At 54.3% G+C, this 15,472-nt stretch carries 19 protein-coding genes; 7 read left to right on the top strand and 12 right to left on the bottom strand.

What is annotated here, in order from left to right:
- Window positions 1–63 precede the first annotated feature (63 nt).
- Window positions 64–231, bottom strand: a complete 168-nt coding sequence (locus GOB82_RS11850) for a hypothetical protein (protein ID WP_166123352.1) — start codon at window positions 229–231, stop codon at window positions 64–66.
- A 415-nt stretch (window positions 232–646) separates the two neighbouring features.
- On the opposite strand from GOB82_RS11850, the gene GOB82_RS11855 reads away from it, so the two are divergent.
- From GOB82_RS11855 to GOB82_RS11870, 4 genes are all read left to right on the top strand, one after another.
- Window positions 647–1,126 carry a hypothetical protein gene (locus GOB82_RS11855; protein ID WP_166123354.1) on the top strand — a complete coding sequence of 160 codons (480 nt, stop codon included), beginning with the start codon at window positions 647–649 and terminating at the stop codon, window positions 1,124–1,126.
- Window positions 1,127–1,147: 21 nt separating this feature from the next.
- Window positions 1,148–1,747: a GAF domain-containing protein gene (locus GOB82_RS11860; protein ID WP_242007389.1), complete on the top strand. Its 600-nt coding sequence runs from the start codon at window positions 1,148–1,150 to the stop codon at window positions 1,745–1,747.
- Between the two features lie 518 nt (window positions 1,748–2,265).
- Window positions 2,266–2,664 (top strand): hypothetical protein, encoded by a 399-nt coding sequence (locus GOB82_RS11865; protein ID WP_166123356.1) that lies wholly within the window; start codon window positions 2,266–2,268, stop codon window positions 2,662–2,664.
- A gap of 89 nt (window positions 2,665–2,753) precedes the next feature.
- Window positions 2,754–3,101 carry a DUF3147 family protein gene (locus GOB82_RS11870; protein ID WP_166123358.1) on the top strand — a complete coding sequence of 116 codons (348 nt, stop codon included), beginning with the start codon at window positions 2,754–2,756 and terminating at the stop codon, window positions 3,099–3,101.
- Between the two features lie 5 nt (window positions 3,102–3,106).
- Here GOB82_RS11870 and GOB82_RS11875 read toward each other — a convergent pair whose 3' ends face one another.
- Complete coding sequence (locus tag GOB82_RS11875; RefSeq protein WP_166123360.1) at window positions 3,107–3,949, bottom strand: LysR family transcriptional regulator; 843 nt, start codon at window positions 3,947–3,949, stop codon at window positions 3,107–3,109.
- Between the two features lie 94 nt (window positions 3,950–4,043).
- On the opposite strand from GOB82_RS11875, the gene GOB82_RS11880 reads away from it, so the two are divergent.
- Window positions 4,044–4,685, top strand: a complete 642-nt coding sequence (locus GOB82_RS11880; RefSeq protein ID WP_166123362.1) for a glutathione binding-like protein — start codon at window positions 4,044–4,046, stop codon at window positions 4,683–4,685.
- Between the two features lie 21 nt (window positions 4,686–4,706).
- Here the strand turns inward: GOB82_RS11880 and GOB82_RS11885 are convergent, their stop codons facing one another.
- Both GOB82_RS11885 and GOB82_RS11890 read right to left on the bottom strand, forming a co-directional pair.
- Window positions 4,707–5,147, bottom strand: a complete 441-nt coding sequence (locus GOB82_RS11885; protein ID WP_166123364.1) for a CHRD domain-containing protein — start codon at window positions 5,145–5,147, stop codon at window positions 4,707–4,709.
- Window positions 5,148–5,264: 117 nt separating this feature from the next.
- Complete coding sequence (locus tag GOB82_RS11890; RefSeq protein WP_166123366.1) at window positions 5,265–5,456, bottom strand: hypothetical protein; 192 nt, start codon at window positions 5,454–5,456, stop codon at window positions 5,265–5,267.
- Between the two features lie 271 nt (window positions 5,457–5,727).
- On the opposite strand from GOB82_RS11890, the gene GOB82_RS11895 reads away from it, so the two are divergent.
- Window positions 5,728–5,982, top strand: a complete 255-nt coding sequence (locus GOB82_RS11895; protein WP_166123368.1) for a hypothetical protein — start codon at window positions 5,728–5,730, stop codon at window positions 5,980–5,982.
- Between the two features lie 65 nt (window positions 5,983–6,047).
- Window positions 6,048–6,422, top strand: a complete 375-nt coding sequence (locus GOB82_RS11900; protein ID WP_166123370.1) for a hypothetical protein — start codon at window positions 6,048–6,050, stop codon at window positions 6,420–6,422.
- Window positions 6,423–6,483: 61 nt separating this feature from the next.
- On the opposite strand, the gene GOB82_RS11905 is transcribed toward GOB82_RS11900, so the two are convergent.
- The 8 genes from GOB82_RS11905 to GOB82_RS11940 all read right to left on the bottom strand — a co-directional run bounded on the left by GOB82_RS11905 (window position 6,484) and on the right by GOB82_RS11940 (window position 15,043).
- Entirely contained in the window at window positions 6,484–9,144 is a 2,661-nt protein-coding gene (locus tag GOB82_RS11905) for a TonB-dependent receptor plug domain-containing protein (protein ID WP_166123372.1), read from the bottom strand.
- A gap of 240 nt (window positions 9,145–9,384) precedes the next feature.
- A complete protein-coding gene (locus GOB82_RS11910; protein WP_166123374.1) occupies window positions 9,385–9,627 on the bottom strand; it encodes a hypothetical protein in 243 nt (80 codons plus the stop codon).
- A 385-nt stretch (window positions 9,628–10,012) separates the two neighbouring features.
- Complete coding sequence (locus GOB82_RS11915) at window positions 10,013–10,444, bottom strand: hypothetical protein (protein ID WP_166123376.1); 432 nt, start codon at window positions 10,442–10,444, stop codon at window positions 10,013–10,015.
- A gap of 36 nt (window positions 10,445–10,480) precedes the next feature.
- Entirely contained in the window at window positions 10,481–10,777 is a 297-nt protein-coding gene (locus GOB82_RS11920; RefSeq protein ID WP_166123378.1) for a hypothetical protein, read from the bottom strand.
- Between the two features lie 295 nt (window positions 10,778–11,072).
- Window positions 11,073–11,504 carry a hypothetical protein gene (locus GOB82_RS11925; RefSeq protein WP_166123380.1) on the bottom strand — a complete coding sequence of 144 codons (432 nt, stop codon included), beginning with the start codon at window positions 11,502–11,504 and terminating at the stop codon, window positions 11,073–11,075.
- Window positions 11,505–11,540: 36 nt separating this feature from the next.
- The gene (locus GOB82_RS11930) at window positions 11,541–11,975 is read right to left on the bottom strand and encodes a hypothetical protein (protein ID WP_166123382.1); all 435 of its coding nucleotides are present in this window, start codon (window positions 11,973–11,975) and stop codon (window positions 11,541–11,543) included.
- A gap of 157 nt (window positions 11,976–12,132) precedes the next feature.
- Window positions 12,133–12,564, bottom strand: coding sequence for a hypothetical protein (locus GOB82_RS11935; RefSeq protein ID WP_166123384.1), 432 nt, complete (start codon window positions 12,562–12,564; stop codon window positions 12,133–12,135).
- Between the two features lie 553 nt (window positions 12,565–13,117).
- A complete protein-coding gene (locus GOB82_RS11940; protein WP_166123386.1) occupies window positions 13,118–15,043 on the bottom strand; it encodes a Hint domain-containing protein in 1,926 nt (641 codons plus the stop codon).
- Between the last annotated feature and the right edge of the window lie 429 nt (window positions 15,044–15,472).

The raw sequence follows: 15,472 nt of genomic DNA on the forward strand, positions 1-15,472 counted from the left end.
CAACATCAAAGAAACCAGTCTGCTTCATGATCCATGCCCCCAATCAACTCAAGGGAAATGGAATCACAGAGCAGCTCTCAAAACCAGGGGGTTTTTCGAACCCTCCATCTGCCCCCCATCCATCACGGTTGTGGAAACCGCACTGCCAGCACGGGCAACAATCAGGGCATCCCCGCTGAGAACGGAGAGCCCTCTGGAAATTGTACCAGAGGAAATAATGAGGGTTGTCATGTGAGGAGGTGCTCTTAAAGCGGGAAGAAGAGAACTGGAGCGCTGTAAGAGATTTTTTTTACAATTCAGTCAAGAGAATTTCAGTGTATAAAATGCATGGGTGCTATTTTTTCTCGTAACTATTTTTAGATACGCGAGTAATAAAATTTAGAAAAAAAATTTCTTCTAAAAAGTACAAGGAAATTTGTTTTATATAAACAGGTTGTTTAAGGGCAGGCGCAATATGTGCAAATCTGTATAGAAATTGATACATCCGGTATCACCCCGGTTCACGTTTTCACAAACCAGAGACCATACGATACCCTCACACTTGCCCTCTCCCGCATGACACACACCTGCCAGAGTCTGTGCGCCCTTGCTGAATGCCGGGGTCTGTCCCTATCTTGAACGGTACCATCACAGGAGGAACACGCGCATGTTGAGATTTCGCCCCGCTTTTCTGGGCCTTGCAGGCGGCCTGACTCTCTCATTGGCCCTTTCGGGCTCCCTTTTCGGAGCCCAGCCTCAGGCATATGCGGCGGATGTCGCGTCCGCTGGCGTCCTCATGGTGCCGCCCGGCCCCGCTCCCATGACAGCCGCAACCGCCACCCCCGGCGTGCTGGATTATGATGGCATCCCCACGGTTGAGCATGCTTCGGCCGAGAATATCGGCGGGCTGATGTATTACTGCTATGCCCACAAGCTGGTGACAGACACCACCGTCCGCAGCCTTGGCCGCAAGCTGGCGAAGCGTGAGGGCATCCGCACGAACCCTGCTTACGCATGGGGCGGGCAGGGGCGTCTGATGCTCAGCCCGACCGTGATGTTTGATATCACCACTCTCAATCGGGACCAGCAGGCCGCCGTGTGCAGCCGCTCCGCCCTGCGCGGCCCAAGCCTGCCCGCGCAGAACTGAGGGGGGGGGCATACACCCGCCATGAGCGCCCCCACCCAACACCTCACACCAGAGGATCTGCTCTCTGCTGCCGCTGGCCTTCTGGCTTCGGAGTCAGATCCTCTGGCCAGCATGGCCAATCTCTCCGCGCTGATTTTTGAAGCCCTGCCCGAGCTCAACTGGGCCGGCTTCTATCTCTACCGGCCTTATGCTACGGCCCCGGCAACGCTGTTCACGCTTGCGGGGGATGCCGTTTCTGGCGCGCAGCCTTCCGTAGCGCCAGTGTCTGAACAGGGTATTTCACCTGCGCAGGGGGAACTGGTGCTCGGTCCGTTTCAGGGGCGTATCGCCTGCACTCGCATCGCGATGGGGAAGGGCGTGTGCGGTACTGCCGCGCAAACCCGCACCACGCAATGCGTGGCGGATGTGCACAGCTTTCCCGGGCACATTGCGTGTGATGCCGCGTCAGCTTCAGAGCTTGTCATTCCGCTGGTCGCACATGGCCATCTGCTCGGTGTGCTGGATCTGGACAGTCCGCGTAAAAACCGGTTTTCCGTTACAGAGCAACACCTTCTGGAGCAGCTTGTCGCCCTGTTCCTCGCAGCGCTGTTTCATCGTCCAGAGCATTCCCCGGCTTTGTAAAGCCCGCAGCCCGACCAGAGCGTCCTGATGACTCGACCGAGGTGGTACTGGTTTTAACCGCCATACCGTCTTCTGTCGCGGTGTCAGGCGCCTTTGTTACCACGCGCCGTGCATGGGGGTTGAAAAAACCGCGCGCAAAGCGGGGCCCTCTTAAAAAGCTGGACCCTGCCGGCCTGTTTTCAAAAAGACGTTTCATGGCGCTCTCCCCGGAGACTGTCAGAAAAGTCAGCCATACAGACGCTACGGCTTTTCAAGCCTGCCTTGCCAGGTGTGAAAATTTCACCCCAGCTGCCAAAAGCCCCGCCTGATTTTCCAGACAGCCTCATATTTCTGTATTTTTGCCCTATGCCTTACATGGGGTTGGCACCCCTGAAATGAAAGGGGAGTGCCTGAGAAAAACCGCACTTTTCAGAAAGAAGAGGAAGGGGCCGGAGGCCGCATTGTCTCCGGGATTATACTTCGCTACGTTCAATACGGTTCTGCCGCCTGTCTGGCAGAAGAGTAAGGAAAGAGACACTATGCGTCGATTGATGACACTGGGCGTTCTGGCCGTTCTGGCTGGTACATCTGTTACCGCAGCTCAGGCCGAACCGGGTGGATGCCTGAAATACGGAGCTGTGGGCGCCGTTGGCGGGCATGTGGCGCATCATGGCGTTCTGGGGGCCGTGGGCGGCTGCCTTACAGGTATGTACCGCCGTCATGTCTACCGTAAGGAAGCCAAGCAGAAAGCCGACCTGTATGATCAGGAACATCCGGGTGCAAAAGGCTCATATGCTGAAAAGGCCACAGCGTATGATGTGGAACACTCCACACAGCCCGGTAAGATGACACCGGATGCTGCCGCCCCGCAGGGTGGCGCACAGGCTCCGGCAGCCCAGCCGCAGCAGCCCGCTCCGCAGGCTGATACCCATATCTGATAACTGCCTTCCCCGCCCGGGTCTGTAATGCGCAGGGCGGGGGAGCTGTTTCAGGTGTCCGGACAAAGGCGTAGAACAGGGGCGTAGAAATGTTTTTCTGGCTGAAGGCCCTGCTGTCCGGTCTGACCATTGCGCTGGTCTCCACCATTGCCCGCCGTTACCCCGGTGTTGGCGCGCTGGTGGCGTCCCTGCCGCTTATTTCCGTTTTCGGGATGATCTGGCTCTGGCTGGAAACGAAGGATCCCGTCCGGATGGAAGCCCATGTCGGGGCGACATTCTGGTACGTGCTGCCTTCCCTGCCCATGTTCCTGCTGGTTCCATGGGCCATGCGGCACGGCCTGCCGTTCTGGTTCGCGCTGGGGGCAGGGTGTGGTGTTACGGTCCTGCTTTATCTGGGCATGGTCTGGCTCGCCCCGAAATTCGGCGTGCAGATGTAGGCCGTTCAGGAAAATACATTCATCAAACAGTCCATAACAGCCCGCACAGTCGGCGCTGTTCTCACATCTTGGCAAACAGACATCCAGAGCGGGCGTGTGGGCATATCCTGCTCCACAGGCAACCGGTGCAGGTCCGCCATACTATCCCCCACAAGGCACGGCAGAAGGGCTACCCCAATTCCCATACGGGCAGAGGCCGCCTGAAGCTGAACATCGTTGGAGCGTAAAACAAACGGGCGTCCATGGGCGTGCTGATCAAGCCAGGACTGCTGCGGTATGCCCCCCAGAGAGTCTTCAAAGCCAATCAGCGGACACGCATCAGGGCGGTATCCGGAAAACGCGGCTGTTCCGTAAAATGCAAAATGGATATCAGCAATTTTGCGTACAATGCGCCCCTGTTTCCGGGAGCGGACAAACCCGACCGAGAGATCAGCCTCGCCCCGTTCCAGTGATGAGACTTCAGATGTGGCAGAAAGCACAAGGTGAATCCCCGGGCAGGTTTTCCTGAACTCCGGCAGGCGCGGCACCAGAACACAGGAGGCAAAGGCGGGAAGAATGCTGACTGTGACCTGCCCCGCCATCCCTTCAGAGGGATGGCGCAGGGAGCGGAGGAGACTTTCCGCCTCACGCCCCATCCCCTCGGCCATTTTGGCGAATACCTTGCCCTCTTCGGTAAGCGATGTTGCACGTGGCAGCCGGACAACCAGCTTGCGCCCGATACTCTCTTCCAGTCGCGCAATGCGGCGGCCCACCGTGGCATGGTCAGCCCCAAGTTCCCTTGCAGCGGCGGTAAAAGACCCAAGCCGGGCAACAGCCAAAAAATAACGGAGGTTCTGCCAGTCAAACATGTGTGCATTTTTGCACGCTTTACTCTCGGTTTCACGCGTTTCTGTCAGGGGATGGACACGATAGGGTGCCTCAAACCCGTGAAGGAGACATCCGATGCACCTTTTCTATGCGCCCGGAGCCAGTTCTCAGGCTCCTCATATCCTGCTGAGGGAAGCGGGCCTGCCTTTCTCGCTTGAGAGAGTGGATCTCGCCACGCATCGCTGGTCGGGGGGCGATTATCGCCAGTTGAACCCCAAGGCCTACGTGCCCTTCCTCAAACTCAGCGAAACAGAAACTCTGAGTGAGTGCGCCGTGATCCTTCAGTATATTGCAGATCAGGTGCCTGCCCAGAGTCTAATTTCCGCTCCCGGCACACTTGCGCGGTATCATGATATGGAATGGCTCAATTTCATTGCGACGGAGCTGCACAAGAATTTCATCACGCCCGAGCGGCATAATAACGTCGCGGCAAATTTCCTTTCGAAAACGGCAGAAGGGCAGGAGCAGACACGCCTGCATGTCGCCCCGCGGCTGGCGTATGTTGATACACACCTCCAGACGCAGCCCTACCTCAGGGGGGAGCATTTCTCCTCACCTGATGCGTATCTTTTTACCATGCTGACATGGGCGGAAAGGTTGGGGTTCGGTCTTTCATCCTGGCCGAATCTGGCTGCATTTTTCGCCAGAGTAAAAAGTCGGCCCGCTGTTCAGAAGACCCTTGAGGTTGAAGGGCCACCCCACTCACTGCGTGAATAGGGCATCTGGCACGTCAGGCGCTCATTTTTCCTGGCGTAACCACCCCCGCGCTTCTCCATCCGGATGCGCTGTGGTTTGCAGGTTCATATAGACTTTTCCGGCGGCCAGTTCTTCCGCCTGCGCGGCGTTGAGCATCACGCCGCCACTCATCGGGCTGCTATAGGGGCCTTTTATTGTAATCAGCGGAGGGGCGTTCTGGCCTGGGGTAGCCGGGCCATGCAACTGCACCTGCGTGACCGGCCCGCTCAGCCCGCCCCATGTCACAGTGTAACGCAAGACATGCGCGCCGGGGTAATAGAGTGCCACTACATGCCCGCTGACATGTTCTGGCGCATGCTGTTCCACTCCGCCCAGCGCACCGGAAAAAAGAATACTGCGCTGGGCGCTGGCGGGAGAGGCAATTGCGCCTGTCAGACTGAGGGCGAGAACAGCACCCATTATGGGGTTGCAGGGCGAAATCATTTCAACGGCTCCTGATTCAACATTAAAAAGCAGGCTGCATTCGCCGAAACGAATGCCTGATGCCTGCTGCTAACGCCTGATCAGGAAAGCCGTTGCCTTCACGTAAAACTGAAGAGATTATTCAAAATCCCGTAGAACGCCTTCATTATCCAGCGGGCGGTCCGGGGTGCGGCTGAAGTGCACGCGGGGCTGTGGCCCGTCAGCGTTCATTTTCTGGCGCAAGGTTCGCAGCCAGCGTTCCGTGGCGGCATCGCGCTGCTGGAGGGCGGGGGAGGTATCTGGTCCAGGCCGGGAAGAATGAGGCATCATCTTGCTCGCAGGGCAGAGGCGTATCAGAGAGTTTCTCTATACCTCTCCGTCACACGCATGGTGTGACGATTTTTTGAAATTGCTGATACGACAAGGGAGAGCCAGCGCTCTCCTCAGACCCGTTTCTTTTACGTCACATAGTCTTTACCGCGGCGGTTCTTTTCGTAGTCCACTCCCGGCCAATTCGGTGACGTCGACCGTGACGTTTCTACACCCCCCGTCTATGGTCCTTTGGGTGGGGTTCACATAAACAGGAGGGGGAGGGCAGGAGATGCCGGAAAACAGTGTCGGCCAGAAAATCGGGATTGGCGTGCTGAGCCTGCTGCTGGCTATGGCCATGCTGGCAGGCTGCGTTTTCCTGGGCGGGAAGGCGGCGTATCTTTTGCTGCATCCCGAAAAATGGGCCGCACTGGGCCGAATGGGCTGGCTGCTGGTTGCCCCGTTGGGCGTGGTGCTTTATTTCAGGCTGCGCAAACGCACCCGCCGGCAGGGTAGCGGGCAGGATGACTCACTTCGCGGGTTCTGAGCATCTGCTGCCGCTGCGGCCTATCACCCGCATCCCGGTCGGACAGGACCAGCAGAAAGAGCATCATGATCATTCAGGGCTATAATTTTTTCTGCGATATGCCCGAGGATATGCGTTACCTGCGCAACAGCACCCCGGATGAAAGCTTTATTGAAGAAAATATGCTTTTCATTCTGCCGGACCGCCTGAAAAAATTCCGTAAGTCCCTCTGGCACGTGCGCAGAAACGCCGGAGCCACACATATCTATATCCCGCTTTTTCGTGTCAAAACCCTACTCGCGCAGGAGCCGGTTCCACCCGGGTATGATGGCCCGTTTGATGTCTTCCCCTTTTACACGCACACAGCAAAGCGCCGCAGTCGCGCGCTGGATTATTACCTGTTGTTCGTTTTCCGGCACAAGGAAGCCTATCGGCAGTGCCAATCCCTGCTTAAGGCCTGAACGAAAAAACGCGGGGTTTTACCCCCGCGTTCCTCAAGCACTCTGAGAAAGAACCGATCGTTCAGAAGCTCGCATCCAGACGGCCGTAATAATATCCGCCCGTCATAGGCACCTGGAGGGAGAACTGATCGTAAATCTGCGCACCACGGGAGTTGTTGATCTGCGGCACGCGGCGCGGTCGCACGTTCAGCAGGTTGTTGACACCCACAGCCATATGCCAGGAACGGTTGAAGCGATAGCCGATTTCAATATCCGTCAGCCAGCGCGGGGAGTTTTTGAACTGCGCAAAGCAGGAGTTGGAGTAAGCCAGCTTTCCGCCACTTGCGCAAGGCAGCGTCTTGTCGGTCCAGTCATAGTAGGTCAGCATGCTGGTGGTCTGGCCATAACGGGTCTGACGCACGTTGAAGTCCCAGTTCCGATAGGTATAGAGCGCATTCAGGATAATCTTGCTGCGCGGATAGGCTGTGGTGATGTAGCCGATATTCTGGGCATTCAGCAGCGGGTTTCCGTTGTTGTCCGTGCCGTTGTGGTGCAGACGGGTGCGGTTCAGGTCCAGCGCCATGCTCAGGGCCAGCGTCCCGGCATTTTCAAAGCGGAAGGTATAATCAGCCTTGATGTCGAGCCCCTGCGTCCGGGTGCTGGCGCCGTTGGTCATGTAATAGGCTGAAACATCCTGTATGTTGATGCTGTTCAGAGGCAGGGAATAACCCATGGCTTCAATCGCGTTGACCGCCGCATCCCCCTTCACCGTGCCGCCGCCCACAATGCGGTCCCGCAGGTTGATCTGGTACACATCCGCCTCAACATGGAAGCCCCGCACAGGCTCGATCACAATACCACCGCTTTCACTCACAGAGCGTTCAGGCTTCAGAGCACTCGCCCCCAGAAGCTTTGCGGCAGAGGAGCTGACAGGCAGCAGGCCGGAAGCCCCGGTCGGGTCCACGTTCATGGCGCTGTAATGCTGTTCGGCAAGTGTTGGCGCACGGAAGCCGGTGCTGATAGTGCCACGCACGGAGATAAAGCGGTTGATATCGTAACGGGAGGAAACCTTGCCGTTTTCCGTGTTGCCCACGTCCGTATAGTGCTCGAAGCGACCTGCAAAATCCAGATCCCAGTGCTTCAGCGGGTGAAAGTCTCCATCCACATAGCCGGCCCAGATATCGCGGCTCCAGTTCCCGGCGCTGTTCGGCCCCAGGCCTGCATAACCTTGCGTACCCCCAAGCTGGTAGGAAGGCGGCGTGCCAGCCTTGATCTCATAGGTTTCCAGACGATGCTCGCCGCCGAAAGCCAGAGTCATGGGCACGACATGGCCGATATTGAAGTTGCGGCGGAAGTCCAGATTATTGGTCCACTGCGCCATACGGTAGGTTTCTGCGCGTGTGGAACTGGGGGACCAGCCACAGCCATCGGTGGAGTAATAGGCGGACGCCGGGTTAGTGGAGCAGGTGCTGGCCAGCATACCGGTATTGGCGGTGTTCTTGTTGCCAATCTTGTTGCCGTCCGCACCGTATGTCGTGCTCAGATCCCAGTCAAACCCGAGGAAGTTGTCACCTTTCAGGCCGAGTGTTGCGGCGTAATCGTTTTCTTCCGTTGTTTCCAGCGGAGAGAAGCCGCCGGGATACATGGTGGGGGCAATAACGGGAGTACGATAGTTTTCATACGCTTCCCCATGCCGATGCATGTAGGTAATCAGGCCGTAAAAATTGATGCCTTCTGTAATCTTTTTGCCAAAATCAATCGCCAGGCTCTCGCGTGTTTCCTCCGGCGTGCTCATGATCTTGTTGGAGGTGTTCGGCACGTTCATCGCGCCGGGCACCACACCGTTATAATAACCTGTTGTGGTGGCGTTGGTTGGCCAGCTTCCCAGCAGACGATGATCATGCGCGCCCACCACCATATGGTCGGTATGGTACATCTGGCCGCTGATGTGCATATAGCCATCTTGGCCCAGTTTCAGCCCGCCATCGGCGTTCAGCTGGTACTGCCAGCCATCTCCGTTATAGGCGTTTGCGCCGGTCTGGGCCGAGGTATGCAGCCCGTGGTCCTGCTTTTTGGTGATGATGTTCACCACCCCCGCAATCGCGTCAGACCCATACATGGCGGCCGCGCCATCTTCCAGAACTTCGATATGGTCAATGGCATTGGCAGGAATGGTATTCAGGTCAGCGCCGGTGGAGCCAAACTGCGGTCCGGCATCGGCGGTGATATTCGCGGTGTTGTGGCGGCGCTTGCCATCCACCAGTACCAGCACTTCGTTCGGTCCGAGGCCACGCATCTGGATGGAGGAGGTCAGGGCAGCAGAATCCGCTCCCATGGTCTGTACGTTGATGGACGCGTAAGTGCGTGTCAGGGCGTCCGCCAGGTTCACCATGCCGGAGCGGCGCAGCGTTGCGGCAGAAACCACGGTAACAGGCGAGGTGCTTTGCCGGGCCTTACGGTTTGTGGAATGCGTGCCGGTCGTCACATTGATGGTTTCGGCATCGCCCGCGTAAACAGGGCCGGACTTGTGTGAAGACTTGTGCACAACCGGCATGGCGGTGGTCGCCGGGGCTGCGGTCCGTACGCCGCTTCTGGTCGCAGATGTTTTGCCGGAGTGAGAAACGGCATGATGGCGGGCCACGGTATGTTTACCGCTCGTGGTTGTGGCGGCTTCAGCGGCGAAGCCGGGGGCAACGGTGCAAAGTGTGGTAACAAGGAGGGAAAAACGACGTCTGACTCTCATAGGCTCTATCCGTGCTTCCGGCATCACACCGTTCCGCCCATTCGGAACTGCTTCCCCTAGAGTGCCTTAAAATCATTGCATGACCATTACTAAAATGATCTCGAAACGAAAACTTTCGTAATTTGTTGCATAGAAGCAACAGAGTCTGTTGCGTGACCTCAATACAGAAAAACCCGTATCTTTTATTATATAATTCCAAAGAGCATATAAAATCCTCTGTGCAAAATTTCCGGACTAGAGTTATACAGGATCTGAATAATATGGTCTTGCTGCTTCCCGTGCTCGTTCATGTACGGTTTGCACATCATCCTGTTCCACCTCCTGCGCCAGAGCTTCCAGCGTTGCGCAACATTCCAGAGCGGCCAGAGAGGGGTTCCGGAAATACAGGGTATGCAGCAGGGGCGTAATCCGCGCGGCTGTCTGGCGCAGGCAGGCCGAAACAGTGAGAAACGTGATGCTGTCCAACTCGGCCTGTTGTTGCAAAAAGGCCGTGGTGCCTGGCAGAGGAGGCCAGCATTCTCTTGCAACACCCGACCTTTCCGGGGCGGCAGCAGAAGCAGAAGCAGAAGCAGAAGCAGAAGCAGAGCTGGCCGGTTCCATCAGCAAACGCCTTCACGGAGGTGGTAAGTGCACTCTGTGTAACGCTGACCAGTTTCTGCCACACGGTTCGGTTTTTCAGCCACCCGGAAGACGCCACTGGTGCGGGAGCGGCGATAGCCTGCCAAATAAAAAGGCCCGAAGAAGGGGATCCCCTCCAACCGGCTTTATTCTCTATCGAATATGCTGACCCTTCGTTGGCCTCGGTATATTTAGCCGTGACCGACCAATTCCCTAGTATAGGAACAACGCTCGGATATAACTTCGCAAATTAACAAGAAACAGTCATTGTCCCTCTGGGAGGGTAAAAAAAAGGGCCTTCAGCAGAATTCTGCCACAAAGGAAGGGCTTCACAAAGGTGCTTCCCCACATCCTGACATTCTTCTGGAGAGGGAATGTAACGCGTATACTCATAGCGTCCGTCATCCGTAAGTTTTACTTTATAGTATCGCAAAGGAGAACCTGCCCCCATAACATGGGCATGCCCATCGTTAACTATATATTTAGTTTCCATAAAAAAAGTTCCTTCAATATCATTTTTCCTATAAACAAGAGTTAAAAGGCCTGCCTCGGGGATCGTTTTTGTCCATGCGATTGTGACACCATCATCCGAAATGATAGCGGGCCGCTCTTTAGGCTCGGGTCGATATTTAACCGCCTCACTCCCCGGATAAAGGGTCGCCTTCCCAAAGATCCACTTCATAAAAACATCTCCCTATACAAATACATAGGCCTTTTATTAGAAAATAACTTTCACATCCCCTTTCGCTGCATCCGCAAAGCGCGCAGACGCAGCAAGCCAGAGCTCTTTTTCCTGCTCGATCAGAAAAGGCTGTCCTATCGCAATGCGTTCAATAATCGCTTTCTCAATATTTAAGCCCATCTCGGTGCTGCCTATCCAATACGCTTTAGCGCCCGCCTTGCGTTCGGCTTCAAACTCTGCCTGATGCCAGTTAACCGGAGCCGCATTCATAATGATATCAGCAACCGGACCATTTTCAACACTCGTAAAACCGGGCCACGCGCAGAAGCGCATTGCGAAGGTTCATCATAACCTCAAGCAATTCATCCGGAGTCAGAGGACGGGAAAGGCGCACTCTGGCTTCTGCTCTAAGGGCATTGGCAATATCAGATTTCAGATAAACTGTTACCAAAGAAATCTTTTTATCCCTCATAGCCTGCTTGCCAAATAAAAAGGCCGGAAGAAGGGGATCCCCTCCAACCGGCTTTATTCGTTATCGAATATGGGACCCTTCGTTGGCCTCGGTATATTTAGCCGTGACGGACCAATTTCCTAGTATAGGAACAACGCTCGGATATAACTTCGCAAATTAACAAGAAACAGTCATTGTCCCTCTCGGGGGGTAAAAAAAAGGGCCTTCAGCAGAATGCTGCCACAAAGGAATGGCTTCATAGAGGTGCTTTCCTACATCCTCATATTCTTCTGGAGTAGGAATGTAGTGCGTAAACTCATAACGTCCATCATCCGTAAGTTTTACTTTACGGTATTGCACACGAGAGCCTGCTCCCATAACATGAGCATGCCCGTCGTTAACTATATATTTAGTTTCCATAAAAAAAGTTCCTTCAATATCATTCTTTCTATAAACAAGAGTTAAAAGGCCTGCCTCAGGGATCGTTTTTGTCCATGCGATTGTAACATCATCATCCGAAATGATAGCGGGCCGCTCTTCAGGCTGAGGCCGATATCTAACCGCCTCACTCCCCGGATAAAGGGTCGCCTTCCCAAAGATCCACTTCATAAAAACATCTCCCTATACAAATACATACGCCTTTTATTAGAAAATAACGTTGACATCCCCTTGTGCTGCATCCGCAAAGCGCGCAGACGCAGCAAGCCAGAGCTCTTTTTCCTGCTCGATCAGAAAAGGCTGTCCTATCGCAATGTGTTCAATAATCGCTTTCTCAATATTTAAGCCCATCTCGGTGCTGCCTATCCAATACGCTTTAGCGCCCGCCTTGCGTTCGGCTTCAAACTCTGCCTGATACCAGTTAACCGGAGCCGCACTCATAATGATATCAGCAACCGGAGCATTTTCAACACTCGTAAAACCGGGCCACGCCAGAAGCGCATTGCGAAGGTTCATCATAACATCAAGCAATTCATCCGGAGTCAGAGGACGGGAAAGGCGCACTCTGGTTTCTGTTCTAAGGGCATTGGCAATATCAGATTTCAGATAAACTGTTACCAAAGAACCCTTTTTATCTCCCACAGCCTGCTTGCCAAATAAAAAGGCCGGAAGAAGGGAATCCCCTCGAACCGGCTTTATTCTCTATCGAATATGCTGACCCTTCGTTGGCTTCGGTATATTTAGCCGTGACGGACCAATTCCCTGGTGTAGGAACAATGCTCGGATATAACTCCGCAAATTAACAAGAAACAGTCATTGTCCCTCTCGGGGGGTAAAAAAAAGGGCCTTCAGCAGAATGCTGCCACAAAGGAATGGCTTCATAAAGGTGCTTTCCTACATCCTCATATTCTTCTGGAGAGGGAATGTAGAGCGTATACTCATAGCGCCCATCATCCGTAAGTTTTACTTTGCAGTATTGCACACGAGAGCCTGCCCCCATAACATGGGCATGCCCGTCGTTAACTATATATTTAGTTTCCATAAAAAAAGTTCCCTCAATATCATTTTTCCTATAAACAAGAGTTAAGATACCTGCCTCAGGGATCGTTTTTGTCCATGCGATTGTGACGCCATCATCCGAAATGATAGCGGGCCGCTCTTCAGGCTCACGCAGATATAGACCTCCCTGACTGCCGGGATAAATGTTGGCTTTCCCAAAGACCCATTTCATAAAAACCTCACCTTATACAAATACAGACGCCTTTTATTAGAAAATAACGTTCACATCCCCTTTCGCTGCATCCGCAAAGCGCGCAGACGCAGCAAGCCAGAGCTCTTTTTCCTGCTCGATCAGAAAAGGTTGTCCTATCGTAATGCGTTCAATAATCGCTTTCTCAATATTTAAGCCCATCTCGGTGCTGCCGATCCAATAGCTTTAGCGCCTGCCTTGCGTTCGGCTTCAAACTCTGCCTGATAGCAGTTAACCGGAGCCGCATTCATAATGATATCAGCAACCGGACCATTTTCAACACTCGTAAAACCGGGCCACGCGCAGAAGCGCATTGCGAAGGTTCATCATAACATCAAGCAATTCATCCGGAGTCAGAGGACGGGAAAGGCGCACTCTGGTTTCTGTTCTAAGGGCATTGGCAATATCAGATTTCAGATAAACTGTTACCAAAGAACCCTTTTTATCTCTCATAGCCTGCTTGCCAAATAAAAAGGCCGGAAGAAGGAAAATCCTTCAACCGGCCTTTCTTGATAGGTCCGAATTTTAAGAGTTATCAGCCGTGAGCGCGGTTCTGGTGGGCAGCCGCCGTGTCTGTCAGATACGGTCCTGCCGCAAGAATGTTCAGCGTGACCATGGTGATGGCATGCGGCAGCGTAGTCGGCACGGGCAGAAGGGCAAAGCCATTTGTCCAGCGCGCACCATTGTTTTCTGCGGCATGCCAGCCGGGCAGGCTGGTGTCCCCGGCATCCGGCATGATGCTGCGCGGGGCAAGGTTGCCCTCAAGCAGGGTGACATCTCCCACCAGAACGCCCAGTGTCCGGCGGTCATCCACAAACGGCCCTGTCACATCACACGGGCGGGCGGCACGGGAAACAAGCCGGACCCGCTCTACCCCAGCCGGAAGCATGAAAGAAACCAGTCCGTTCACATCGCGAATTTTCTGGATCGTTTTGCCGCATTCCGTTTCCAGATGCAGGTTCGCTTCATGAGTCAGCTGCAGTGCGGGGCTTTCACTGACTGTGGTAATCCCCTCGGAGCCTTCCAGCCGCGCACGGTGTGCAAGAGCCTGAAAGAGCGGTTCCACCTCGGCCCGGTCCGCGCAAAGCGGGGCTGCGGCATCATGTGCCCAGCTCCGGCGTATGCCCCCCAGGATGATGGTCTTTTCTTTCTGCGCAAAGCTCCGGCGGTTGCCTGTGTCCAGATAGCTTTCCGTCAGCATGCCATCGGCGACAATCACCGCATGCCGCACGGTTTCCACATGGTAGTATGTGTACTCCGTCAGGCTGCGATCATAAAAAATGCTGTCCCCATTCACCAGCATGCGCACAGGCACAAAGCGCCCTTCCAGATACAGGCAATGTTCCGGCGTAATCAGCATGTCCTTGTAAGGCACGCCATCCGCAATGGCTCCGGCCCGGATACGCACAGGGTAACCCGCTTCATCATCCGGCAGGCCCGGCTGTACACTCATGGTCTGGTATCCCGCCCAGATCACTGGCAGCGCTTCCGGAGTTCCATTGGTCAGAGTGATCACCAGGTCACCCACGCGCACATCTTCAACCGGCACATCACCTTTTGTCGTGCGGATCATGGAGCCGGCAAGGAAGCACGTTACCGTCCCGGTGCTGGTGGCGCTGTTGTACACAAACCCGGCATCCTGAATGTAGGTGCTGCCTGTGTAGGCGCTGTCGCCCTGATTCCCGGTGATTGTCCCCTGTGCGGTCGGAGCAGGGCTGAGATCAAGCGGGGAATAATAAACCGGCGCGCCGTTCTGGGTGATAATGGCTCCGGAAGCATCGCGTTTGGGTGCGAAAGAAATGCTGGTCAGGATCGCTTTCTGTGTCCAGTTGGTCGAATCAACCGGCACCAGTGCCCAGGTGTTGCTGGTGCCCTGCTCAATCCAGCGCACATGCGGGTAAGAGGTCTGGTCTACTACAATGCTGTCGCCGGGTGTAAAGTTCTGCACACTTCCCACGGAAAGTGAGGAGTTCGAGAGAACCAGTGTGTTGTGGGTGTTGTTCGGTGTGTCACCAAACACCACGCTACCGGCCACACTCCCGTTCAGCGTTACTGTCGCGCCATTCTCAATCTCCAGTGTACCGTCCACTGTGGCGGAAGAGGGAACGGTCAGCGTGATCCCATTCAGAGCCAGAGTGGCAGAGGAATTAACCGTCAGCCCGTTGGTCTGCACACTGCCGTTTTCCAGTGTCACGGTGGCGCTACTGCTCACGGTCAGGCTGTTGACACCGCTCCATGTCTTGCCATCCATGTTCACAGTGGTGGAGGAGGGAAACGCAACAGACGCCCAGTTCGCGCTGTCCCCCGGCGGCACAGCGACCTGCTGGCCATTCACCCAGGTCAGCGGGTAGGGAGCCGGGTTTCCGTTCTGATCGTAATACGTCCAGTTGGCCGGATTATTCCAGTTTGTTCCGTCTCCGGCACCGGTCCAGACATAAGTTGACGTGTAGGATGATGCCATGTGTGTGAGTCCAGTTTGGTTATGTTTTATTTAAACAACTTTCTTGTGCGTTCCATATCAATCTCCGGCGTTTATTCAAATTAGGGTTTATTAATAAATTCCGTAAAAGAAATGAGGTCGCAGGATATTTTTCTACAATAAGAGTTTAGTAAAATACAAAAAAATAATAAATAAATATCCAGATAAATAGATTTTATTTCATGTATAAATACATACGCGTATTAAGTATAGATACTTATTTTTAATATTTTTAAGCAGAATAGAATGGGATTTTTTATGAGTATAGCGGATTCTTATCCATGAAAATATTCCATGGGCTTGCCTCAAAGCGCATGAGCAAACGTTTTCACTTGGCAAGAGTGTTATAAAAAATATTACTATATGCACTGATCATGCGGCCTGAGCATCATGTTTTGTTCAAGAGAGTGT

Source organism: Acetobacter farinalis, assembly GCF_011516935.1.
GTDB classification, from domain to species: Bacteria; Pseudomonadota; Alphaproteobacteria; order Acetobacterales; family Acetobacteraceae; genus Acetobacter; species Acetobacter farinalis.